Below are 22,861 nucleotides of genomic sequence, written 5' to 3'. Positions count from 1 at the left end.
GCGTATTCGCACATTATTATCGACTGCTCGCAAACAGGGTTGGAAGGTTATTGATACCATTGCGGATGTCTTTAATGGCAAAATCCCACAGTTCAATTAACAAGCTGCTGGGTAGTTACAAAAAAAGTAAAAAAAGTAAAAGAAGCAAATGACTTAAACTGGGTTATCAATATCAATAAAGTGGTGGGTTAAGTCAAAGTGCTTAGCAAGATGCTGACCAAGGGCTTTAATACCATAGCGTTCGGTGGCATGGTGACCTGCAGCGATATAGGTGATACCTAACTCACGTGCGATTAAGGTAGTGCGTTCAGAGATCTCACCTGAGATATAAACATCGGCACCAGCATGATAGGCGTGTTCAATAAAATCTTGCGCACCACCAGTGCAAATCGCTATCTTTTGAATTTCTTGCTTCATGTTCCCCACAATAAGTGGTATGCGTTTCAATTTATAAGTAATAAGCTTTGTAAGATCTGTTAATGTCGTGTGATGATCACAGATAATTCCATAATTTGGTGTGGTGCCCGTGTCAAATTCAGCGCTCACATTAAGACCTAGAAGTTGAGCTAATTGTGCGTTATTGCCCAGTGTTGGATGAACATCAAGTGGCAAATGATACGCAAACAAATTGATATCATGCTTGATCAGTGCTTTGATGCGTTGGTATTTTATACCGGCAATGGTTTGGTTCTCGCCTTTCCAAAAATAGCCATGATGCACAAGAATGGCATCTGCCTTCTTTGAAATAGCGGCTTCTATTAGCTCAAGGCTGGCACTAACACCTGTAACAATGGTGTGAATACTTTTCATGCCCTCAACTTGTAGGCCATTAGGGCAATAATCCTTGATCGTATCAACATTTAATAGTTGATTGAGATATGCTTTAAGCTCTTTTTGATCAATCATATGTGACTCGTTGAGTGTGTGATTTCATCAAGATAAGGAATAGAGCTTTGCGCACCTAGTTTGGTGACGGAGAGCGCTGCTGCTTTGTTAGCAAATGCAATAGCCTCTAGCAAGGTATTATTTTGAGCAAGTGCACTAACCAAAGCGCCATTAAAAGTATCCCCTGCTGCCGTAGTATCAATGGCAGCTACTTTGTGTGTTGGAATAAGCTTTGCAGTATTGCCATCATAGAAGAAAGCACCCTGTGCGCCCATGGTAATAATAACGTTACCAACGCCACGATTAAAGAGCACTTTGGCAGCCATAAGTGCTGATGACTCATCTGTAACTTCAATGCCCGTTAAGAGTGCGGCTTCTGTTTCATTAGGTGTGATGATATCAATCAGTGGGTAAAGGTTATCAGGTAAGCTTTGCACAGGTGCTGGATTAAGTACAAATAAGCACTGATTACTTTTGGCTAATTCACTAGCACGCATAATGGTTTCAATGGGGGTTTCTAATTGTGTCAGGACAATGTCACTATGCGCAAATTGCGCGGTGAGTTTATCTAAATCTTGAGGTATTAATAAAGCGTTAGCGCCAGGGGCAACAGCAATCGAGTTCTCGCCATTTTGGGCAACATAAATCATCGCAACACCAGAGGGTTCAGAGCTGCGCTTGATATGTTTGATATTAATATTATCTTTGCGGTAATTATTGATAAGTGTTTCGCCGAAGCTATCCTCACCGACACAAGAGACAAAGCACACATCACTACCTAGGCGCGCGCTTGCAACCGCTTGATTAGCACCCTTGCCACCTGAGGCTGTTAAAAATTGTCCACCTAAAATTGTCTCTCCAGGGCTTGGAATGTGTTCAACCTGTATAATCAGATCCATATTGGCACTACCAATGACCATTATTGTCATAATTACTATCCTTAACTTTTGTTATCAAAATATATAAAACTTGGCTATCGTATCATATTTTAAATGAGTAAATCTATTTTCTTGAAATCAAAACTAAGTGCATTATAATCATCATTATAAGGTGACTAGATGGTTTGTGATGAAATTTGATTGGGACAGTGTTAAAGAGCAATTGAATCTGGAAAAACATGGCGTTAGTTTTACAGTTGCTAAACAAGCTTTTTATGATGAACAACGTCTTATTGCTAAAGATGTTGAGCATAGTGTAATTGAAGATAGATATTACTGTATTGGCAGGGTGGAAACTGGCGGTATCTTGACTGTTAGGTTTACATTTAGGGAAGACGTAATAAGAATATTTGGTGCAGGTTACTGGAGAAAAGGTAAAAAAGCATATGAAAAACATGAAAAAAACAAAAAATGAGTCTATTAAAGAGAGTGCGAAAAATAAAAGAACCGCAGAAAATAAGGTGGCGATAAGTTACAGTGATGAGCCTATGGAGTTTATGTTAATAGACGATTTTCTGCCTACACCTAAACAGCTGATGGCAGCGAATGAGCTAGAAAGAGTTTCCTTGAATATTAGCAAAGAGAGTAAAGAATTTTTCATTAAACTTGCTAAGGCAATTCATGGTGATAGAGAAAGAGCAGGCTATCAAAAACTCATGCGTGATGTTTTGGATGCTTATGCAAAAGCGCATACTAAAGATCTCAAGCAATTAAGGCATTGATGATTTTAATTACTCCCTTCATTTATGAACGGTAAGTGCCTAAACAATGGTTTATTGATAGTAATGGATATTCGGGTCAAGCCAGAATATGACGGATCACTCTCATTCTCGGACTTGATCCGAGAATCCAAAAAAACACCTGATAATATTTACATGGCTAATTATATCATTGCTTAGAGCATGTAAAGCCTGCAAAAGTCCTGTGTCTGGTATACAATACTGCGCAATGCATCTCTAGAGTTTTGATGAAATGATTCATATTGCGCTATATGAGCCTGAGATTCCGCCTAATACTGGAAATATTATTCGTTTGTGCGCCAATACTGGGGCAAAGCTTCATTTGATTGAACCGTTGGGTTTTGATCTGGATGATAAAAAGTTGCGTCGTGCTGGATTAGATTACCATGAGTTTGCCGCAGTGCTTAGATACAAGAATTTTCAACGTTTTGTTGAAGCACATGCTGATAAACGAATATGGGCATGTACAACAAAAGCCAATCAATACTATCATCAAGTTGAGTTTCAAAAAGATGATATCTTACTTTTGGGACCTGAAAGTCGAGGACTGCCGCAAGAAGTCAGAGATCAATTGAGTCAAACGCAAATCAAATTGCCGATGCTAGCAAATAGTCGCAGTTTAAACCTATCTAATGCTACGGCAATTATGCTGTTTGAAGCATGGCGACAATTAGGATTTGAAGGCGCACTATGAGCGATCAAAAGCCTTTTGTGGCGTATGCAGTGGCTATTGTTATGCTCATGGAGCTCGTTGATGGCAGTGCGTTAAATACCTCCTTGCCACAAATGGCGGCGTCATTTGATGTTAATCCGATTAGTTTAAAAGTTGCTATTACCGTTTATTTGTTAACTTTGGGTCTGTTTGTGCCAGCATCAACATGGGTGGCTGAGCGTTTTGGCACAAAGAAAATATTACTCACCTCAGCTATAGGGTTTATTCTATCGTCTGTACTTTGTGGCTTATCGACTAATTTACCAATGCTTGTAGTATTTCGTGCATTACAAGGTTTTTTTGGTGCATTTACGATGCCGGTAGCACGGATGATACTGGTGCGTGTCTATAAGAAAAATCTGTTATATGCAATGACGATTATGGGGAGTATTTTAACCATAGGACCTATGCTTGGCCCTTTGATTGGTGGCGGGATTACTACTTACCTTAATTGGCGTTATATTTTCTTTATCAATGTACCTATTGGCTTATTTGCACTAGTACTTGCTTGGCGATTTATCCCTAAAATCGATGGCAAAAAACAAGATTTTGGGTTTGATTATCTGGGATTTATCTTGCTTGGTATGGCGATCGCATTTTTTATGTTTGTATTAGATACCGTTATCGATCATTCGATCTCAAATATCCTAAAAGGCGTGGTTTTAATCTTTGCTATTGTGTTATTGCTGTTGTATTTGATCTATGCGCGATATAAACAGCAAGGCGCGATTGTGAATCTTAATATTTTTCGTCATCAAAGCTTTAATGCGTTAGTGTTAGTCAGTGTTATGGTGCGCTTATCAACGATGGGACTCATGTTTATGCTGCCATTGTATTTGCAGATTCATCATGGTTTTAGTGCCTTTGAGGCAGGGCTTGCTTTTATGGCGTTTATGATCCCAGCATGGCTTGTTAAGCGTGTGGTCAAGCCGATTTTGAAAGCGCTTGGACTATATCGTTATATGCTTATTATCATTGGTCTTATGTGTTTAAGCTATCTAGGGTTAGCGTGGTTATTTAGTCATTTTGATTTTGTACTGTATTTAGGCTTGTTAGCAGTTATTGGTGCTTCATTTGGTTGTTTTACGATGGTGACTAACTCCAGTATTTATAGCACAGTGAGTGATGATGAGGTTGGTGTTAGTAGTGTCATTATGAGTGCGGTTATTCAGCTATCAAGTGCCTTTGCGGTTGCATGGGTGGCAACCTTGTTAGCAACATTTTCCAATGTGTTTGAGCTTAGTGCTCATTCTACGATTACGCTTCATGCGTTTAGTTATGTCATGATTTTTTGTGCGCTAGGCATGTTTATGACGGCTATTTATTTGTTTTTTTGTCAGCAAACGCATCGTTTAAGTGGTATTCAATTAACGTAGCATACTCACCGCAAAATCATTTGCGATGGGTATATCACTAGTATAGAATAGCTCGGTCTTAAAACAGCAAGAAGATTGAGAACTATGTGCGGTGTTGTTGGGATTATTGGGCATGAGCCTGCAAATCAAAAGTTGTTTGATGCATTGACGATGTTGCAGCATCGTGGACAAGATGCTGCAGGGATTTTGACCTGTGATGGTTATCATATGTCGCTACGCAAAGACAAAGGGCTTGTCGTTGAAGCGATTCGCACACGTCACATGGAGCGCTTACAAGGCAATTTAGGCATTGGTCATGTGCGCTATCCAACCGCAGGGTCAGATAGCGTTTTTGAATCGCAACCTTTTTATGTCAACTCACCTTATGGCATTGCCTTAGCGCATAATGGGAACTTGATTAATACCACGCAAATTCGTAAAGAATTGTTGGAGCATGATTTTCGCCATATTAACACAAGCTCGGACTCGGAGCTTTTACTTAATGTATTAGCCTCAGAGCTGCACAAAGCCGAAGTGTCACTCACTAATTTTTCAACGGATATTTTTTTTAACGCATTAGCTAAGCTTTATCAGCGCTGTATTGGTGGCTATGCCGTTGTTGGTGTGATCGCCGGGGCTGGTTTGTTTGCCTTTCGTGATCCGCATGGCATTCGTCCTTTGGTGTTGGGTGTAAAAGAAGTCAATGGCAAAAAAGAATATATGGTCGCTTCTGAAACCGTTGCATTAGATTGTGATGGTTATGAAGTGATTGGTGATCTGGGCGCTGGTGAGGCGATTTTTATCTCTCTTGATGGGGAACTCACGCGTAAAGTATGTGCCTCTAACGCGAGCTTATCACCTTGCATTTTTGAATATGTTTATTTAGCGCGCCCTGATTCTGTGATTGATGGTGCGTCTGTTTACAGTGCCCGCTTAGAAATGGGACGCATTGCTGGAAAGAACATCTTAGCTGAATTGACAGAGTATGATATCGATGTGGTGATCCCTGTGCCTGATTCAGGGCGCCATGCGGCATTGCCATTGTCACGTGTTTTGGATGTGCCATATCGTGAAGGTTTTGTCAAAAATCGCTATGTTGGGCGCACTTTTATCATGCCCAATCAAGCAGCGCGTCAGAAATCTATTCGCAAGAAGCTCAATACGATTGATCATGAGTTTAAAGGTAAGCATGTGCTGTTGGTTGATGATTCTATTGTGCGCGGTAACACCTCAAAGTTGATTGTTGAGATGGCAAGAAAAGCAGGGGCACGAAAAGTCTCAATCGTATCCACAGCACCGATGGTTAAATACCCTAATGTTTATGGCATCGATATGCCAACGCATGATGAGCTTATTGGGCACAATCGCAGTATTGATGAAATTCGTCAGTGGATTGGTGTGGATCATTTATTTTATCTAACGACCGATGATCTAGTTGCCGCTGTGCGCAAACAAGCACCACACTTGCAGCATTTTGATACCTCAGTGTTTGATGGCAAGTATGTTACCGGTGGAATTGATGATAGTTATTTTGCAGCATTGTTAAATCATCGCAAACAACAAGCGGAAAATACGGCACCAAAACTAGGTGCCGTTGATATGCACAATCAAGAATAAAATGAGGTTATGTCTAACAATTAAGTAGCCATGCAAATATTATCAGGTATTTTTTTGGATTCTCGGATCAAGTCCAAGAATGACAGTGAATCGTCATATTCGGGCTTGACCCGAATATCCATTATTACCAATAAGCCATTGTTTAGGTACTTATATGAGTGGTTCCCTGAGCGTAAGTCGAAGGGGTTATAAGCCTAGAATTAAAACAGAATGATAGTATAAGTTTTTAGAATGAATTATTTTAATCAGGCAACGATTGATACATTTTTGCCATGTAAAACACCCAAAGCATGGGTAGATAAAGCACTCAACTCGATTGATATCCTATTGTTAGATCATGCGCATTGTGAGAAAAAGGCAGCATCTGCTGCCATTAGCTTTATGTATCGCAAATCAACTGAGCATCCAGAGCTTTTGCTTAGAATGTCAAAAATTGCCCGCGAAGAGCTAGTGCACTTTGAACAGGTGCTAGGCATCCTTAAAAAACGCAATATTGAATATCGTCTACTATCAGAGTCGCGCTATGTTAAAGAGTTAAAAAAGCATGTGCGTACATCAGAAGAAGGGCGACTTGTTGACACACTTATTATTGGTGCCTTTATCGAAGCACGGTCGTGTGAGCGCTTTGGTGCTATTGCGCCTTTTTTAGATGAAGAGCTAGAGAAATTTTATTTGGGATTATTAGCATCAGAGCAGCGTCATTTCACTATTTATCTTAAATTTGCACAACAATTTGCCACAGAGGATATCGAGCACCATATTAAGCGCTTTGCTACAGTAGAGAAGCACTTGATAGAGTCACCTGATGCTGAGTTTCGTTTCCATAGTGGAGTTTAAGACCCATGGTTTTTTTCGGCTAAAGTTGCTTTTTTGAATATTGTATTTTAGTCAGTTCCTATCTATCATTACCAAGATTAAGAGAGAAAAAAAGTAAGTTTGGATTCAAGCTTATGGGGTATCAGTACGATATTGATATCTTGTGTATGGAGGAGACAATCATGCAAATAAATGATAAAACCAAGCGATGGTTGTTTGATATGTATAATAAACAAAGCATTGTGACGGTTAAATCACATAATATTCGTTATGTCGGGGTGCTTAAGCATATCTCTGCTGAGCATGTGATGATCGATATGCCCTTTGGTGTTAAGAAAATAAGTTTTACAGAAGTGGATAAAATTATTGAACATAAACGCTAAGTTAGAATATTATCTGCCGATAAGTATAAGAAAAATCGAGTTGCCAATGTAGTTTTTAAAGCATTATTTTTTCATAAAGTTTTTACATTTATCAGTAAAACAGGTAGGCTTTGCCCTTTGCAAGGGCAAAGTGTTTTTAATTTTGATTTTTTTGAGGAAAAATGATGTCTGAATTTCTACAGGCGCTAAATAAGCGACGCACATTTGCGATTATTTCGCATCCGGATGCTGGGAAAACTACGTTAACCGAAAAGATGTTGTTATTTGGAAATTTGATTCAATTAGCAGGTACGGTAAAGGGTAAAAAATCAGGTCGTCATGCGACCTCTGACTGGATGGAGCTTGAGAAGCAACGCGGTATTTCGGTTACCACATCGGTGATGCAGTTTCCCTATAATGATTGTGTGGTTAATCTTTTGGATACTCCAGGACATGAGGATTTCTCAGAAGATACCTATCGCACATTAACCGCAGTTGACTCAGCCTTGATGGTTATCGATGGCGTTAAAGGGGTTGAGGCGCGTACCATTAAATTGATGGAAGTGTGCCGCTTAAGAACAACACCAATCATCACCTTTATCAATAAGTTTGATCGTGATACACGTGATCCAATGGAGTTGATGGACGAGGTTGAAGATGTGCTTAATATTCAATGTGCACCGATGACTTGGCCAATTGCTTCAGGTAAGGAGTTTAAAGGAGTTTATCATCTATATAAGGATGAGGTGATTTTATTTGAAACTGGTCACGGTCACCATATTCATAACTATAAAGTAATCAAAGGGTTAGATAATAGCGAACTTGATGCAAAAATTGGATATTTGGCAGATGAGCTAAGAGAACAGGTTGAGCTTGTTAAGGGCGCCAGTCACGAGTTTGATCTTGAGAAATATCGCCGCGGTGAGCTAACCCCTGTGTTTTTTGGTACGGCATTGAGTAACTTTGGTATTAAAGAGATGTTAGACACCTTTACCGAATGTGCGCCATCACCAACACCAAGGACGACTGATGTGCGTGAAGTAGTGGCAGATGAAGAACCATTAACTGGCTTTGTCTTTAAAATCCAAGCAAATATGGATCCGCAACATCGTGATCGTATGGCATTTTTTAGAATTTGTTCGGGAAAATATACAAAAGGCATGAAATTGCAGCATGTGCGTATTAACAAGCAGGTGCAAATCTCTAATGCATTAACTTTTGTCGCTGGTGAGCGTGAATCCCTAGAGGAAGCCTATCCAGGGGATATTATTGGCTTGCATAATCATGGTACGATTCAAATTGGTGATACTTTTACCCAAGGCGAAATCCTTAAATTCACGGGTGTTCCTAACTTTGCCCCTGAGCTTTTTCGACGTGTGCGTTTAAACGATCCATTGAAGATGAAAGCGCTTTTGAAAGGCTTAATTCAATTATCTGAAGAAGGTGCAACTCAAGTATTTAGACCGTTGAATAATAATGACCTGATTCTTGGCGCGATTGGTGTACTACAGTTTGATGTTGTCGCCCATCGCTTGGAAAACGAATATGGCGTTAAATGCAGTTATGAGCAGGTCAATGTTGTCGCATCGCGTTGGATAGAGGCAAATGACAAGAAAAAACTGGAGCAATTTAGAAATAAATATGCAGATAACTTAGCATTAGATGGTGGTGATCATTTGACTTACTTGGCAACGACCCGTGTTAATCTGCAGATGGCACAAGAGCGCAATCCAGATATTCAATTTCTGGCTACAAGAGAGCACTAAGAAAGGGAAAACAAGCAATCGACGAACCACTAGATCTATTCAAGGAGGGAGGAGGGAGGAAGTTGATGCTAGCGACCCGTCGAAAGAGAGCGCCACTATACTAGGGTTTTTGCATGATGAAAAGGTGTTTTTGTAAATATTTACAAAAAATTTACAAACTGCCAATAGCTTAAGCGCTTAGAAAAATGGTAATGCATCTAAACTCAGATCAATACCATTAGCGCGTGCTTGGCGTAACCAGTAGTTTGATTTAAAGAGATTAGTTGACACGCCAATGCCTTTTTTATACATATACGCCAAATAAATTTGAGCTTCGGCATAGTCGTTTTTAGCCGCTTTTTCAATCCAGTAAAAGCCGACAGCAGGGTTTGATTGCACGCCTAATCCTTGAAAATACATTAATCCAAGCTTAAATTGCGCTTCAGCATATCCTGTGGCAGCTGAGTACTGAATGTAATCAACTGCTTTATCGATATTATTGCCACCTGACTTACTGATTTGTTTGCTGTATTCAACCCCTTTATCATAGGCAGCTTTTGGACTTAGTCGCGTGTAATTGATAGGCTCATTATCTGAGGTGTCTTTAGCTTTTTCGGGCTTATCATTACTAACCTTAGCTGTATTTTCTAATTTGCTGCTGATAATAGCGTGTGCGTTATTATGATAGAGTGCCGTTGTGCCTAGAGTAATAGCCAATAGGGCAATGATGGCACCGACCCAAATTGAAAGATGATTTTTAATAAGCTTCATGTATGTTCGCTCCAAACTTCTCGCGAAACATTATGCCTTGCTATGTAAATACTCACAAGCGAATAACGTATTTTCTAATAAAGTGGCAATGGTCATAGGTCCAACACCACCCGGGACTGGGGTGATAAAAGCGGCATTTTCCAAGGCACTGTCAAAATCAACATCCCCAACAATACTACCATCATCCAATCGATTGATACCAACATCAATGACCACAGCACCTTTTTTTAGCCAAGACCCGTTGATAAAGTGCGGTTTGCCAACGGCGGCAACTACAATATCAGCACGTGATAAGTGTTCAGCTAGATCGTTGGTAAAACGGTGACATGTAGTGACCGTCGAACCCGCTAACAAAAGCTCCATTAGCATCGGGCGCCCAACGATATTTGAAGCGCCAACGATAACCGCGTGTTTGCCTTTAAAGTTATCAATCACAGATTCAAGTAATGTCATCACCCCTTTGGGCGTGCAGGGGCGCAACAGGGGATTGCGCTGCATCAATTTGCCAATATTATATGGATGAAAACCATCAACATCTTTATCAGGGAGAATGGCCTCAAGCACCTTCTCAGCGTTGATGTGCTGAGGCAGTGGCAATTGCACCAATATGCCATCAATCGTTGGATCGTTATTGAGTTTATTAATGAGGTTGAGTAGCTCATCATTGCTAACGTCTTCATTAAGATCATAGTTTAAAGATAAGAAGCCAACCTCTTCGCAGGCTTTACGCTTGTTGTTAACATAAATTTGCGAGGCAGGGTTATTGCCAACAATAATTACCGCAAGCCCTGGGATACGTTTGTTTTGCTCTTTTAGTTGATCAACTTGTGATTTGATTTTTAATCTGATTTCTTGCGCTTTTTTTTTGCCGTCAATAATTTGTGCCATAGCATAGGTTCCTGTTTTCTACTTTTTCTACTTTTTCTACTTTTTCTACTTTTTCTACTTTACTATTTTTTATAGGCTTAAATTGGTAGTACATGATAGACAATTCACGTGTTATTTTAAACAACATTTGTTAATGTTCTTGAATCGTACCAAAAGATCGTCTAGTTTAAGCAATAGTGCTTTATATCATTGGTTTTGATGGATGAAAAAACATATTATTTTTGGAATTATTACGGCAATTTTGTTATTAATCGTTATTTATTTTTTGTTTTTAGCAACCGCTAAGAAAGAGATGAGCTTTCACGTTGAGCCAACAGGGGTAATGATGGCAACGGTTAATGAGCGCAATATTCCGCTATCAGCCAAAGGCACCGGTCTACTGGTTGCGCCAAATACGGTGACACTTAAAGCGCAGATTGCAGGGATTGTTAGCAGTATTGACTTCGTCAGTGGTCAATATGTCAAAGAAGGGCAATTATTGATGACTTTGGATGACACCAAGCAAATGGCGGATGTGAGCTCTGCATTGGCTGATTTTACAAAATCAGAAGCGCAATATAAACGTACAGAAACCTTATATAAGGAAAATAATGCCGTGTCGCAAAGTGAATTAGATAATGCCAAGGCAAGCTATATGCAAACAAAAGCGCAATATGATACGGCATTATACCAGCTATCAAACACTAAAATTGTTGCACCTTTTAGCGGTTATTTGACATTAACGACTTTAGCCAAAGGCAGTTATGTCTCAGCAGGAGACACTTTGGTATCCTTAGTGGATAAGGAGAATCTACAACTGCAATATGCATTACCGGAATCCTATGCCAGTAGTATTAAGCTTGGGCAAACGGTTGATTTTAAAGTCGATGCATTTCCAGGACAGGTCTTTCATGCCAAGGTGGATTATATATCGCCAGATGTTTCAGATGATAACCTGACCTTTACGGCACGTGCTATTTTTAAAAATACGGATAACCTGTTAAGTCCTGGTATGAGTGCTTATGTCTCACAAATTATCAAAGAAAATAATATGGTATTAGCGGTGCCAGAAAGTGCATTAAGTGCGCAAAGTGGTGGTTTTATCGTCTATGTGATTGTTGAGGGTAAAGCCAAAATGGTGTCTGTGCAAATTGGGCAAATCGATAAAGGTTATGTCAGTATTTTAGAGGGCTTAAGCAAAGGGCAAGAGGTAATCGTATCTGCCGAGGGTAATATTTCCGATGGTGTTGCCGTTAAGGTGGAGAAATAAATGAAGCTGCCTGAGATTTGTATTAAACGCCCCGTACTGTCGTTTGTACTTAATGCGATATTGGTATTATGTGGTTTGTTAAGTTTTAGTTATGTTAAGTTGCAATTTGAACCTACGGTGTTTAAGCCAGTACTGATGATTCAAACCAATTATCCAGGGGCAAGTGCTGATGTGGTGCAAAAAGATGTCACGCAACAGCTTGTTGCCGCAATTTCAGGGACGGAGAATCTAAGCTACATCGAAGCGACCTCAATGCAAGATCAAAGTCAGATTAAATTGAACTTTGGCAATATTGATCAAGAGAAATTCATTACCGCGCAATCTGAGGTAATGCGTGACATTGCAGGTGTCAATTTGCCGCAAAATGCGCAAACACCGCAGATTAAACAACGTGGTGATGGCTCGCAAGTCATGCTTATTGGTTTTCAAGATAGCAATCGCTCAACGGAAAGCTTAACATCCTATATCAATGATACGATCACCAAGCAATTAGCACAGATTCCAGGCGTTGGTGATGTGCAAGTTTATTCTGAAGGCTCAGCACTACGTATAGAGCTTGATCCCAAGGCAATGGCGATTTTAAAAATTTCAGCCATTGATGTTGTTAATAAACTAGAGCAGCTTAATCGTAATGTCTCAGCAGGACAGCTGATTACCAATAACAATACCTATACGATTAATGTTGATAGCGCATTAGATAGTATCAGTAAATTTGAAAACCTAATCATTGCGAAACATAATGGCAAGCTGATTTATTTAAAACAAATTGCCAAGATATACTTAGGTAATTTATCACTTGCCAACGGCTCAATCAGTATTATTGATGGTAAGCCTGGTGTTGTGGTTAATGTCTCTCAAACCAGTGATGCTAACCCGATTGATGTTGCCAATGCCGTTGAAAAGGCTGTTAAACAAATGCAAGGTTCATTACCGCCGGGCATGAAAGCCAGTGTGCTCTTTAATGTGGCAACCTCATTGAAAGCCTCTTTATATGAAGTTATTAAGACAATTATTGAAGCCATTATCTTGGTATCATTGATTTCTTTATTGTTTTTAGGGCGCTTTAGAGCGGCATTGGTGCCCATTGTCACCTTGCCGGTATGTTTGATTGGCGTGTTTGTGATTATCTGGCCGCTAGGTTTTAGTATCAATATGATGACATTACTTGCTATTGTGCTAGCCGTGGGGCTGGTGGTTGATGATGCGATCGTTGTCCTTGAGAACTGCTATCGTTACATGCAAAAGGGCTATAATGCGTTTGATGCAGCAATTTTAGGCAGTAAAGAAATTGGCTTTGCGATTATTGGTATGACGATTACGCTAGTTGCTGTTTATATCCCGATTGCATTTATGAATGATAAATCAGCCGTTTTCTTTCGTGAATTTGCTTTTACTTTAGCTGCGAGTGTTTTAATTTCAGGCTTTGTCGCGTTGACCTTGTCACCGACCATGTGTGCACATACTTTGGGTAAAGCAAAAGAAAGTCGCTATGAAAAGTTTGTCACCAAATTGTTTGCAAACTGTGAAAAGGCATATAAAAAATCACTCTACTTCGTATTACAAGTACGCTTTTGGGTCATCGCTATTTTTGTGATTTTGATTATTGCAGGGGTTGGTTTGTTTCGCTCGATGCCAACAGCACTGCAACCTAATGATACCATTGGCGTGGTTGGTGTGAATATTGTCGGACAAAGTAACGCAAGCTCAGATTTTATCATGCAAAAGTTGGATGAGATTCAAAGTAAACTACCTAGTAAGGTGTTTGATCACTCATTTGGTTTTGTTGATACGCAAAGTGGTCAAACCTCAGGGTTTTCAATGAATATCTTAAGAGAAGATCAAGTCACCAATGCCTACAAGGTGGCGCGCGAATTAAATGGAATTATTAAAAACACTCAAGGCATAGAGGGTAGCAGTTGGGTATTTCCATTATCAGGGCGTAATCAATCAGGCGATGGTGATATTCAAATGTATTTATTGAGTATGGATGATTATCAAACACTTTATAAGAAAGCCAGAAGTTTGGTCACGATGCTTGAAAAATTGCCAACCATTTCACATGCAGGTGTTGGCACTGCAGTAAATAGTGGACAATTTGATATGAATATTAATTATACCAATGCCGCTTTGTTGGACGTTGATCCTGCTAATATCCAAACGATCTTAAATATTATGTTTGGGGGTTGGCAGTTATCGCGTGATTATGAAACCGGAGGTGAGAGCTTCCCCATTTATGCACAATTGCCAAAAAAAGATCTTAAGAGTTTTAATGTGTTAAATCGTTTATATATCAAAACTGATTCAGGTGGTTGGGTGCAGTTAGGACGCTTAGTAAGTATCTCACCAGTGGTAAAAATTCCTTATTTGACGACTTATAACCAAATGCATGCGATGGAAGTGGATATTAACTTACAACCAAATGCTTCAATGGGGCAGGTGGTCGAGCAAATCAAGGCAATTACCGAACAACTATTACCCGGTACAAGTTTGGCATTCAAAGGGGACGCCAAAGATATGCTTGAAGGTAATAACAGTATGATTATTATCTTTATTGCGGGGCTTTTATTTATTTATTTGGTGCTTGCTGCATTGTTTGAGAGTTTTATTGATCCCTTTATTATTTTATTGACAGTGCCTTTATGTGTGATTGGCGCTTTGCTTGGACTTAAACTTATTGGAGGGACACTAAATATCTATACAGATATTGGCTTAATCACCTTGATTGGGTTGGTATCAAAACATGGTGTGTTGATTGTGCAGTTCTCTAATGAGTTATTAGCTAAAGGTGCTTCCTTAAATGAAGCGGTGATCAAAGGAGCTGCAACACGTTTGCGCCCAATTTTGATGACATCAGCAACGATGATTTTAGGTGCTATTCCATTATTATTAAGTACAGGGGTAGGTGAGCATGCCCGTCAGCAAATCGGTATGGTTATTGTTGCTGGATTGTTATTAGGATCATTGTTCTCGTTGTTTATTGTGCCGGTGGCATATCAATTATTAAAGTCCATTAGCACAAATAAATCATCAAAAATCTCCTCAATAGCAAATACTGCACAATGATTTGAGATGGGTATAAATGTGATTGAATTCATATGTTTGCAACTTGTGCGCTTTTTCATTGTTTTTTAATGATTGATTGGGTACACTCCACTGCGTGTTAATTAGTAGAAACCAATATGGAGAACAATATGAAACAAGCGTCAGCACGTCACATCCTCGTTCAAACAGAGGCAGAATGCGAAGCTTTAAAAAAAGAGATTGAAGCAGGTACAGACTTTGCAAAAGCAGCAGCAGAAAAATCACTATGCCCTTCAGGTAGAAATGGCGGTGATCTAGGTTCTTTTGGTCCAGGTCAAATGGTTCCTGAGTTTGATAAAGTGGTTTTTTCTGAAGAAGTTGGCAAAGTTCACGGACCAGTTAAAACACAATTTGGTTATCATTTAGTTGAAATCACATCTCGTTCATAATCTTTATTTTCTATAGCGTTACTTGCAAAATGATCTAGACAATAGGGTGTTTAATATTCAGAGCAAGCCCTAAAATACCACACTAGCAGATAGTGTTAGCATGCTAACATTGCCGTTAGGGATGCCATAGAATAATCCGGATTGTCCGTTATGTGGCATGATGTAGCTATATTCACCTTTTAAGACGATATTCTGTGCAATATAGCGATTCAAACCAATCGATAATGTCGTTTGATTTTCTGGAATTTCAGTTGGCCAATTCTGTGGATTGTTGAGTGTGTCGCTATTGGTTGTGTGTAAATTCGCAATGCTTATATACGGTAACCAATTGTGGGTGCTATAACCAACGGTGATATATTCACCAAGTAAAGATGCCATTGGATCAGCCTTACGATAAGCTATTTCAGTGCTTAGCATGAGGTTGTGGATATTCCAGTTTGCACCTAAACTTAAGAATTGTGCATTAATACCTTTTCTATTGATGGTTTTATTTTGTACCGTGGCACCGACATCCACTTTACTAAACATATAAGCGCCGTGAAGACTAAAGCTGCCATTATTCAAATCAATACTGGAACCAATCAGATTATAGGCTTTAGCATTTAAGGTGATTTTATCTTGTAATGTTGGGTTAAGTCGCATCATCGCATCATATTTAAAATCGTTTTGACCGTAAAATGGCGATAATGTTAGCTGCCAATTTTGATTTAAATCAAAGGTATAATCCGCTTTGATGCCGTTGAATGAATAAAATGGAATAATACGATAGACTTCATTGGGCAAGAAAGCGTAAGGATAACTATAGCCAACATCGATTTGTTGTGAATAAAGATAAGATGGTAGCTGCATACGTCCAGCACTAACGCGTAGATTGGAATTAACTTTGTAAGCAAGATAAAGCCAAGGTGTTGTTAGATTAAAGGCACTATGACCATTTGTACTGTCACCATTGGCAACTACTTGACCAACGGCGCTAAAACCACTGCCTAAATCAGCAGATAATTGCAAACCTAATAACGATGGCGTTGCAAAATTAGGATGATTATCAACCGTGCCATGTCCTGGGATTGCATAAGGCGTTGTGCTACTACTTACTGTCATACCTGTCGAGGCAAAACCACTGAGATCGACACCCACTTGCCCTAGCTTAAATGTATGTGCATAAACAGATGTTATAGCAATTGTATTAATAGCGATTAGTAGTGATATTTTTGTTTTTTTGTAATTCATTTCATGACCTTTGATTGCTTGTTTTGGATAACAAGTGCCAAGATATCAATAAAATCATTTCAATCTAAGCAAATCAAATAATCAAATGATACATTTTGTGCTATTTATTTAAGCAAGTTGCGTTGTTTCTAAGTGTTTAAGCAAGAAATATAAATGACAGAAGCTTAGTGAGCTCACTTACTTTGAACGGGTATTTTTGATTTTATCAAGGCACAATAGATACAAAAAAAGGGTGCTTTATATCAAACTGATAATATCTATAGATTGTAATAATTGATGTTTCGTTGAAAATACGAGTTATGTTATTTATGTAATCTAGATAAAGCAGGAGCATTAATATGGCAAATCAATATGCGGATAGTTTTAGGGACTATGTATCAAGAAAGTATAATAAGCCAATAGAGCAAGTATTGGCTATTTTTTCGTATCGCAATATGACGTATCGTGATGTTGCTGAGTTAACTGGCTACAAAGAAACAACGGTACGTAAATGGTGTCGCTATTTTGATGTACAACTATATAGTGATTATGAGCCTTCACAGCATTACTCTATCGATATTTTAAGTGCCATTCGTAGTGAAAAACTCAGTTGTGACAATGTGCTATTTCGACCTTGGCATAGTAAGTGTTTATCTAATCTTTATGTCAAAACAGCATTTTAATTTACATTCATTTAATGACGCTTGAGATATGATCGTGTCACATAACAAAGAGTCAATAATCAGTTTATGCAAAACCAAGTTTATAGAGTTTATTTTAATCAAGGTGAGAATCGGCAAGCAGTGCTAAAGCATGCTAAATGCTTATTTTTGCAGCCAAGTCGCTTTGTATTAATCATAATATTTTTAGCGGCAGTATTATTCAATAGCTGCTTTGCTCAGTTGCTGGTAATTGCTAATAAAACCTTTCCAGAAAATCAACTAACATCACAATCACTGCTCGCTTTATATACTTATAACAATCATCTTAATGATATTAATGTGACAACAATTGAGCAAACCAATATGAGTATCAATGCTATATTTTATAATGCATTGGGTGTCAATGCTGCTTATATCAATCGCACACGTGCACAAGCGCAATTTTCATCTCCCTTGGGCTTTAATGCACCATTAGTGTTAGATTCGGCACAAGCAGTAATTGATGCAGTAGCAAAGCATCGTGACTATATTGGCTATATCATAGTTTCGCCTGAGCAATTATTACCAGATGATGTCAAAACTATCTATCAAGCACCGACAAGTACCAAAATTTATCAAACCATCAACGCACCAAAGACAAGTAATAACCTGCAAAGTGGCGATATTTGCTATCTAGAGAATGGTAAGAAAGTCTGTTTATCCTGAATGAACACCCTCCTATATACCGCCTGCAAAATGATTCACGAACGGTATAGCACATGGTTAAAATGACGTATTTTTAGGTCTTGAACTACAAAGTGATTTACTCTATAATTTGGTCAAATTAATCAAATAGGTTTATTTAATCATGATAAGCAGTACAGAGTTTAAAACACATTTAGGTGAATATTTTACAGAGGCAATGCACAAAGCTGTTTTTGTCAAACGTCGATCAAATGAAGCCGTGCTTATTAGTAGAAAGGAATATGAGAGATTGCAATCTATTGAAGATTCATATTGGCTCAATAAAGCATTGGAAGCTGAAAGAGATGGGTATATCGGTGTTGAACAAAGTATGGATAAGCTAAAAAATGCTCTTGATCAATCTAAGTAAGCAAGCCGATAAATTTATTGATAAGATACCACCAAAACAATTTAAACAAATCGTAAAAGAACTATTTAGACTAGCTAAAAACCCTGAGCAAAATGACATTATAAAACTAAAAGGGTCGAATGATTTTTTTCGTAAAGATATAGGTGAGTATCGAATAATCTATAAGGCAGATAGTGAAATACTTTATATACCCATCGTAAATCATTTTACGGTGTTTGATTGTAAAGTTAGTTTGTGAAGATTTTGGCAAGTTGGATTGCAGGTAATAGCTAGGACTATTGTCAAAATTCAACTTGCCAAAAGCACGCAAAATACAAAGCAAAAAATTCTGTAAAATGGTTTGTGATGGGTATATAACTGTGGTTGGAAAAAGAAACGATGATGAGGTTTACAAAATTTTTGATCGAAAATAATATTTCATCATCGTAGTCACCAACGCATCTAATTATTCAAAATTCTGTCAAATGACTTGCAGGCGGTATAAAGCACTTTATGCTGCCATTCCCTATCAATGGTATAGCAATAATCCACTACAAGATTATGACGGCTATTACTGCTCTGTTATCTATAGCTACTTTGTCGCACTGGGTTACGCCGTGACAGCAGAGGATGCAACAGCGCTAGGGCGAATCGATATCTCTGTGGTGATCCCAAATAATAAAGTCCTTATTTTTGAGTTTAAGGTGGCATTGGATAAAGATGTTTCACACGCGGCATTACATCAAATCCAAGCGAGAAATTATAAAGAGAAATTTTTACATTTAACGCTGCCTATTTTTGCAGTGGGTGTATCATTCAATAAGCGCACGCGTGCTGTCAATGGATTTTGCTTAGAACGCGTGTCAAATTAATGTATCAAAATGTATTTTTATGAATAAAAATATGTCAATTTTGACATGTGATATTTGCTTTGTGCATTTAGATATCCTTTATTTTATGGGATTTAGGTGACATATTTGAGGCTTTGTCTTTTGGAGTGAAATTCTGAATAATTTATTAACCTAAATGGTGGATTTCAGTTTAAATAAAAAAAAGGAAACAATTATGCCAAAGCTTACTCAAAAGCAATTTGATGAAAAATTTAACAATGGCGAATTAACTAACAGTGAAATTATAGACTACTATAATTTGTCAAATGATTATAATACTTATAAGAAAAGCATAATTTCAGAATTTACTGTTAGTGATGAGCTTTTCAATCCAGCAATCTCTAGTAGAGCTACAAGTCTAGCTAAAGATCAGGTTAAGGAAGCGCTAACTAAAGATCAGGTTAAGGAGCAGCTATTTGAGCTAATTATTACCATGGATTTTATAGAGCGCTCCGAGCAATTGAGCACAAATGATCAAGACCTTAAAAACTATGCTTATGGTGTTTTCACTTCAGATTTAGATAAATTAAGAATCTCACTTTCAGATATGCAAGGTTATAACGGAAATACAGATGGTAAATGGTATAAAAAACAAGATTACCAATTTATATCTAAACATAACGAACAAGCACAACAATCGCTTATTAGAAATCAGACATGGCAACAATTGGAAATGATGTGGGGTAAAAACTTAGAATATGCAGACAGTCTAAAAAACGCCAAATTATCAGCAATTATCAAGGATAAAGGTATAAATCAAATAGAAGAATTTAAAGCTTTATTCAGTAAGATTACTTCTGAAATAAAAGCACAGCTAACTGAGAAAAATAGCTATTTGCCTGAGAAGGTTAGAAGTAAGTTAATTAATCAATATTTAGCTGAAGATGTAAAAGCTTATATGGAATTACAGCTTCAGGCATTAAATGTTAACAAAGAGTTAGATGAGTCGGCTAAGAGCAAAGCTTTGAATCTAGTGACAGAGATGGATGAAACCAATATCTTTCAGAAAACAATAACAATTAATGATGTTGATGCTAAGAAAAAGCAAAAAGAGTATAAATATAATCAACTAATAAACAAGTATAATAAAAATCAAGCAAAGCTTAATTCTAACCCTCAGGAAAATATTAATTTTTCACCAGTTGAAGACAATAATCCATATACCCAGAAATTATTAGAAATTGAAGAGGAGTTTAAACAAAATCTGATTAATCATGATAAATACAAGAAGGATTTATCTGCTTTAGAGAACTTTGATAAAGTTGCTATACATGAGAAAAAAGAAAACATTGATAGAATTAATGAGGACATAAAAAAAATAAAGCTTAACAGTAATGAGTTAGCTGACAAAGAGATTGAACTGCAAGAAAACACTAAAATTTACGACGAACTTTTGAAAAACTATCAGCAAAATAAGAGTCTAATTAACAACAACATTAATGTCCTAGAATCTCAACAAAAGAGTCTTGAAGATAATAGAGACAATCTCGAAAAGCAAAGTAGTTTACATGACTTTTACACAAAGTGTGCCAAAGCGTCTAATAAAATATTAAATTTGCAATTTAACTATACAAAGGCAGTAGCAGCAAAAAATACAACAGAATCTTTAAAGGTCTTAGAGGAACTTTCAAAGTATGAGAGTGAACTTAAAGCGCTACAAAGCGAAAGTCAAGATTTAGGCTTAAGTGAAAAAGATTCCATCGTTTGTAATCTTAAATTAGTATCTGAAGGAATTCAATCTTATGCTCATCAACTCAATAAGCATGAGGAATCAATAAATAATGAATTACTAAGTACGAATGAATCCAAATCTCGTTCTAGTAGTAATAATGATAATAATTATATTCAACAATATGCAGAATCCAATATAGAAGACAACAAAAAAAGTGAGATGATTAGCGAAAACTAATAAGATGACCAGAGAGGATGACGGGGTCAGAGTATGACGGATGACGGGGTCGCAGCGGTGACGGGGGCAGCGGTGACGGGGGCAGCGGTGACGGGGTCAGGTGACGGGGTCAGGTGACGGGGTCAGGGCTAATTTTCGTCACATGACTGTTTTCTCAGTTGTTTGAGTTCTTAATTTGACATATTTCGTTCCAATACCTAAGGTTAGAGCACTCAGAAAAATTTAAGGTATGATGGCATGTCAAGACAGTTACGCATTGAGTATGAACATGCGTTGTATCATATTACCTCAAGGGGTAACAACCGAGAAAATATTTACTATGATGATGAGGACAGGTGGGATTTCTTAGAGATTTTATCGGAAGTATGTCAACGCTATCACTGGCTGTGTCATGCGTATTGTCTCATGTCAAATCATTATCATTTACTGGTGGAAACAGTAAGTCCAACGCTATCAAAAGGGATGCATTATTTAAATGGTGTTTATACACATCATTATAATATGCGCCATCATCATATTGGCCATCTGTTTCAGGGACGATTTAAGGCAATTCTGGTTGAAAAGGAAAGCTATTTGCTTGAGCTTGCAAGATATATTGTGTTAAATCCTGTTAGAGCAAAAATGACTCAGTCAGCCAAAGATTGGATTTGGAGTAGTTATTGTGCTACTGCAGGTTTGGTAAAAGCGCACGAGAGCTTGTATATTGATTGGATTTTGTCTTGTTTTGCGGAGCATAGAAGTCAGGCGTTTCAGCAATACCAATCTTTTGTACAATTTGGTCTTAATAAAAAACCAATGTCACAAGTGAGAAATCAAATTTATTTAGGGACTGATAAGTTTATTAATCAAGCACAAACTCATGCGTTGCTGAATATCAATAGGCTAAATGGAGTTCCAAATAATCAAAAACACCCTAGAGTGGAGCCATTATCATATTATGCACAGCTGTATCCATCGCGTGATGAGGCAATGATGCATGCTTACTTAAGTGGAGGTTACACTTTGCAAAAAGTGGGAAGTTACTTTGGTGTTAGTGAGTCGACAGTCAGACGGGCATTAAAGCGCACCAGTCAGTAGTCGGATTTTGTTATATAGTGGCTGAAACAGTTGCGACGAAAATTAGCCCTGACCCCGTCACTGCTCTGGACCCCGTCACTGCTGCTGACCCCGTCACTCTGCGTCACTAAAGATTTATCAGAAGAGTTGAATCATCAATCAACTAATAGTTCAATAAATAGCAAAAAAACTAGTAGTTAGTGCCTGAACGGAAATAGCGATATTTTACATTTTCAGCGCAACAGATAGGCTGAAATTTGACCTTCAGCATTGTTATTTCCAGCACATTTTGATGAATCTATTACTCAATGATTAAAAGCAAACCAAAGTTTCTTGAAAATATCAAATTAAACCCACGTCAAATCCCCAAGAACTTGCTTGCGTGTTTTTTTGACCCTAAATTAAATGATATTTGCTAAGCAGCCTTACTCAATTTTCGCTTTTTTCTGGCCTCTTGCTTACGTCGCTTTTTCTGCACAATTTCACCAATGCGTTGAATATTGCGAGATAAAACA

At 38.0% G+C, this 22,861-nt stretch carries 23 protein-coding genes; 18 read left to right on the top strand and 5 right to left on the bottom strand.

The window, feature by feature from the left end:
- Positions 1–153: 153 nt before the first annotated feature.
- Positions 154–906 (bottom strand): Nif3-like dinuclear metal center hexameric protein, encoded by a 753-nt coding sequence (locus F3D68_RS10230; protein ID WP_411955240.1) that lies wholly within the window; start codon positions 904–906, stop codon positions 154–156.
- The gene (rbsK, locus tag F3D68_RS10225; RefSeq protein WP_151194338.1) at positions 903–1,814 is read right to left on the bottom strand and encodes a ribokinase; all 912 of its coding nucleotides are present in this window, start codon (positions 1,812–1,814) and stop codon (positions 903–905) included. Before rbsK ends, F3D68_RS10230 begins: the two co-directional genes overlap by 4 nt.
- Before the next feature lie 139 nt (positions 1,815–1,953).
- Here rbsK and F3D68_RS10220 point away from each other — a divergent pair, with 139 nt between their 5' ends.
- The 8 genes from F3D68_RS10220 to F3D68_RS10185 all read left to right on the top strand — a co-directional run bounded on the left by F3D68_RS10220 (position 1,954) and on the right by F3D68_RS10185 (position 9,191).
- Positions 1,954–2,238: a BrnT family toxin gene (locus F3D68_RS10220; protein WP_151194339.1), complete on the top strand. Its 285-nt coding sequence runs from the start codon at positions 1,954–1,956 to the stop codon at positions 2,236–2,238.
- Positions 2,210–2,545: a hypothetical protein gene (locus F3D68_RS10215; RefSeq protein WP_191092796.1), complete on the top strand. Its 336-nt coding sequence runs from the start codon at positions 2,210–2,212 to the stop codon at positions 2,543–2,545. Before F3D68_RS10220 ends, F3D68_RS10215 begins: the two co-directional genes overlap by 29 nt.
- Before the next feature lie 250 nt (positions 2,546–2,795).
- Positions 2,796–3,257: a tRNA (uridine(34)/cytosine(34)/5-carboxymethylaminomethyluridine(34)-2'-O)-methyltransferase TrmL gene (gene trmL, locus F3D68_RS10210; protein ID WP_151194336.1), complete on the top strand. Its 462-nt coding sequence runs from the start codon at positions 2,796–2,798 to the stop codon at positions 3,255–3,257.
- Complete coding sequence (locus F3D68_RS10205; RefSeq protein WP_151194335.1) at positions 3,254–4,651, top strand: MFS transporter; 1,398 nt, start codon at positions 3,254–3,256, stop codon at positions 4,649–4,651. The genes trmL and F3D68_RS10205 overlap by 4 nt, the downstream gene beginning before the upstream one ends.
- 84 nt (positions 4,652–4,735) lie before the next feature.
- A complete protein-coding gene (gene purF, locus F3D68_RS10200) occupies positions 4,736–6,247 on the top strand; it encodes an amidophosphoribosyltransferase (RefSeq protein WP_151194334.1) in 1,512 nt (503 codons plus the stop codon).
- 231 nt (positions 6,248–6,478) lie between these two features.
- Positions 6,479–7,084 carry a tRNA-(ms[2]io[6]A)-hydroxylase gene (locus F3D68_RS10195; protein WP_151194333.1) on the top strand — a complete coding sequence of 202 codons (606 nt, stop codon included), beginning with the start codon at positions 6,479–6,481 and terminating at the stop codon, positions 7,082–7,084.
- A gap of 161 nt (positions 7,085–7,245) precedes the next feature.
- The gene (locus F3D68_RS10190) at positions 7,246–7,446 is read left to right on the top strand and encodes a hypothetical protein (protein ID WP_117001638.1); all 201 of its coding nucleotides are present in this window, start codon (positions 7,246–7,248) and stop codon (positions 7,444–7,446) included.
- 164 nt (positions 7,447–7,610) lie between these two features.
- Complete coding sequence (locus F3D68_RS10185; RefSeq protein WP_151194332.1) at positions 7,611–9,191, top strand: peptide chain release factor 3; 1,581 nt, start codon at positions 7,611–7,613, stop codon at positions 9,189–9,191.
- A gap of 177 nt (positions 9,192–9,368) precedes the next feature.
- Here the strand turns inward: F3D68_RS10185 and F3D68_RS10180 are convergent, their stop codons facing one another.
- On the bottom strand, positions 9,369–9,941 hold the full coding sequence (locus F3D68_RS10180) for a tetratricopeptide repeat protein (RefSeq protein ID WP_151194331.1): 573 nt from the start codon (positions 9,939–9,941) through the stop codon (positions 9,369–9,371).
- Between the two features lie 30 nt (positions 9,942–9,971).
- Positions 9,972–10,829: a bifunctional methylenetetrahydrofolate dehydrogenase/methenyltetrahydrofolate cyclohydrolase FolD gene (gene folD, locus F3D68_RS10175; RefSeq protein WP_151194330.1), complete on the bottom strand. Its 858-nt coding sequence runs from the start codon at positions 10,827–10,829 to the stop codon at positions 9,972–9,974.
- A 202-nt stretch (positions 10,830–11,031) separates the two neighbouring features.
- Between folD and F3D68_RS10170 the strand changes: the two genes are divergently transcribed.
- From F3D68_RS10170 to F3D68_RS10160, 3 genes are all read left to right on the top strand, one after another.
- Positions 11,032–12,078 carry an efflux RND transporter periplasmic adaptor subunit gene (locus tag F3D68_RS10170; protein WP_151194329.1) on the top strand — a complete coding sequence of 349 codons (1,047 nt, stop codon included), beginning with the start codon at positions 11,032–11,034 and terminating at the stop codon, positions 12,076–12,078.
- A complete protein-coding gene (locus tag F3D68_RS10165) occupies positions 12,079–15,141 on the top strand; it encodes an efflux RND transporter permease subunit (protein WP_151194328.1) in 3,063 nt (1,020 codons plus the stop codon).
- A gap of 128 nt (positions 15,142–15,269) precedes the next feature.
- Positions 15,270–15,548, top strand: coding sequence for a peptidylprolyl isomerase (locus F3D68_RS10160; protein ID WP_117001632.1), 279 nt, complete (start codon positions 15,270–15,272; stop codon positions 15,546–15,548).
- Positions 15,549–15,617: 69 nt separating this feature from the next.
- Here F3D68_RS10160 and F3D68_RS10155 read toward each other — a convergent pair whose 3' ends face one another.
- Positions 15,618–16,778, bottom strand: a complete 1,161-nt coding sequence (locus tag F3D68_RS10155) for a porin (protein ID WP_151194327.1) — start codon at positions 16,776–16,778, stop codon at positions 15,618–15,620.
- 338 nt (positions 16,779–17,116) lie between these two features.
- Between F3D68_RS10155 and F3D68_RS10150 the strand changes: the two genes are divergently transcribed.
- From F3D68_RS10150 to F3D68_RS10120, 7 genes are all read left to right on the top strand, one after another.
- Positions 17,117–17,440, top strand: coding sequence for a hypothetical protein (locus F3D68_RS10150; protein ID WP_151194326.1), 324 nt, complete (start codon positions 17,117–17,119; stop codon positions 17,438–17,440).
- Between the two features lie 66 nt (positions 17,441–17,506).
- Positions 17,507–18,124 carry a hypothetical protein gene (locus F3D68_RS10145; protein WP_151194325.1) on the top strand — a complete coding sequence of 206 codons (618 nt, stop codon included), beginning with the start codon at positions 17,507–17,509 and terminating at the stop codon, positions 18,122–18,124.
- A gap of 142 nt (positions 18,125–18,266) precedes the next feature.
- The gene (locus F3D68_RS10140) at positions 18,267–18,512 is read left to right on the top strand and encodes a type II toxin-antitoxin system prevent-host-death family antitoxin (protein WP_151194324.1); all 246 of its coding nucleotides are present in this window, start codon (positions 18,267–18,269) and stop codon (positions 18,510–18,512) included.
- Positions 18,490–18,750, top strand: a complete 261-nt coding sequence (locus tag F3D68_RS11530) for a type II toxin-antitoxin system RelE/ParE family toxin (RefSeq protein ID WP_151194323.1) — start codon at positions 18,490–18,492, stop codon at positions 18,748–18,750. The genes F3D68_RS10140 and F3D68_RS11530 overlap by 23 nt, the downstream gene beginning before the upstream one ends.
- Positions 18,751–18,976: 226 nt before the next feature.
- On the top strand, positions 18,977–19,363 hold the full coding sequence (locus F3D68_RS10130; RefSeq protein WP_151194321.1) for a PD-(D/E)XK nuclease domain-containing protein: 387 nt from the start codon (positions 18,977–18,979) through the stop codon (positions 19,361–19,363).
- A gap of 193 nt (positions 19,364–19,556) precedes the next feature.
- Positions 19,557–21,290 (top strand): hypothetical protein, encoded by a 1,734-nt coding sequence (locus tag F3D68_RS10125; protein WP_151194319.1) that lies wholly within the window; start codon positions 19,557–19,559, stop codon positions 21,288–21,290.
- A gap of 237 nt (positions 21,291–21,527) precedes the next feature.
- A complete protein-coding gene (locus F3D68_RS10120; RefSeq protein ID WP_151194317.1) occupies positions 21,528–22,367 on the top strand; it encodes a transposase in 840 nt (279 codons plus the stop codon).
- The last annotated feature ends 494 nt before the right edge of the window (positions 22,368–22,861 follow it).

This window comes from Cysteiniphilum sp. JM-1, assembly GCF_008711525.1.
Taxonomy (GTDB): Bacteria; Pseudomonadota; Gammaproteobacteria; order Francisellales; family Francisellaceae; genus Caedibacter.
This window is presented reverse-complemented; position numbering and strand designations above follow the sequence as displayed.

Excerpts from the sequence above, each read along its gene's own strand:
- F3D68_RS10230 (WP_411955240.1), bottom strand. The coding sequence starts at position 906 with ATGATTGATCAAAAAGAGCTTAAAGCATATCTCAATCAACTATTAAAT.
- rbsK (WP_151194338.1), bottom strand. The coding sequence starts at position 1,814 with ATGACAATAATGGTCATTGGTAGTGCCAATATGGATCTGATTATACAG.
- F3D68_RS10220 (WP_151194339.1), top strand. The coding sequence starts at position 1,954 with ATGAAATTTGATTGGGACAGTGTTAAAGAGCAATTGAATCTGGAAAAA.
- F3D68_RS10215 (WP_191092796.1), top strand. The coding sequence starts at position 2,210 with ATGAAAAACATGAAAAAAACAAAAAATGAGTCTATTAAAGAGAGTGCG.
- trmL (WP_151194336.1), top strand. The coding sequence starts at position 2,796 with ATGATTCATATTGCGCTATATGAGCCTGAGATTCCGCCTAATACTGGA.
- F3D68_RS10205 (WP_151194335.1), top strand. The coding sequence starts at position 3,254 with ATGAGCGATCAAAAGCCTTTTGTGGCGTATGCAGTGGCTATTGTTATG.
- purF (WP_151194334.1), top strand. The coding sequence starts at position 4,736 with ATGTGCGGTGTTGTTGGGATTATTGGGCATGAGCCTGCAAATCAAAAG.
- F3D68_RS10195 (WP_151194333.1), top strand. The coding sequence starts at position 6,479 with ATGAATTATTTTAATCAGGCAACGATTGATACATTTTTGCCATGTAAA.
- F3D68_RS10190 (WP_117001638.1), top strand. The coding sequence starts at position 7,246 with ATGCAAATAAATGATAAAACCAAGCGATGGTTGTTTGATATGTATAAT.
- F3D68_RS10185 (WP_151194332.1), top strand. The coding sequence starts at position 7,611 with ATGTCTGAATTTCTACAGGCGCTAAATAAGCGACGCACATTTGCGATT.
- F3D68_RS10180 (WP_151194331.1), bottom strand. The coding sequence starts at position 9,941 with ATGAAGCTTATTAAAAATCATCTTTCAATTTGGGTCGGTGCCATCATT.
- folD (WP_151194330.1), bottom strand. The coding sequence starts at position 10,829 with ATGGCACAAATTATTGACGGCAAAAAAAAAGCGCAAGAAATCAGATTA.
- F3D68_RS10170 (WP_151194329.1), top strand. The coding sequence starts at position 11,032 with ATGAAAAAACATATTATTTTTGGAATTATTACGGCAATTTTGTTATTA.
- F3D68_RS10165 (WP_151194328.1), top strand. The coding sequence starts at position 12,079 with ATGAAGCTGCCTGAGATTTGTATTAAACGCCCCGTACTGTCGTTTGTA.
- F3D68_RS10160 (WP_117001632.1), top strand. The coding sequence starts at position 15,270 with ATGAAACAAGCGTCAGCACGTCACATCCTCGTTCAAACAGAGGCAGAA.
- F3D68_RS10155 (WP_151194327.1), bottom strand. The coding sequence starts at position 16,778 with ATGAATTACAAAAAAACAAAAATATCACTACTAATCGCTATTAATACA.
- F3D68_RS10150 (WP_151194326.1), top strand. The coding sequence starts at position 17,117 with ATGGCAAATCAATATGCGGATAGTTTTAGGGACTATGTATCAAGAAAG.
- F3D68_RS10145 (WP_151194325.1), top strand. The coding sequence starts at position 17,507 with ATGCAAAACCAAGTTTATAGAGTTTATTTTAATCAAGGTGAGAATCGG.
- F3D68_RS10140 (WP_151194324.1), top strand. The coding sequence starts at position 18,267 with ATGATAAGCAGTACAGAGTTTAAAACACATTTAGGTGAATATTTTACA.
- F3D68_RS11530 (WP_151194323.1), top strand. The coding sequence starts at position 18,490 with ATGCTCTTGATCAATCTAAGTAAGCAAGCCGATAAATTTATTGATAAG.
- F3D68_RS10130 (WP_151194321.1), top strand. The coding sequence starts at position 18,977 with ATGACTTGCAGGCGGTATAAAGCACTTTATGCTGCCATTCCCTATCAA.
- F3D68_RS10125 (WP_151194319.1), top strand. The coding sequence starts at position 19,557 with ATGCCAAAGCTTACTCAAAAGCAATTTGATGAAAAATTTAACAATGGC.
- F3D68_RS10120 (WP_151194317.1), top strand. The coding sequence starts at position 21,528 with ATGTCAAGACAGTTACGCATTGAGTATGAACATGCGTTGTATCATATT.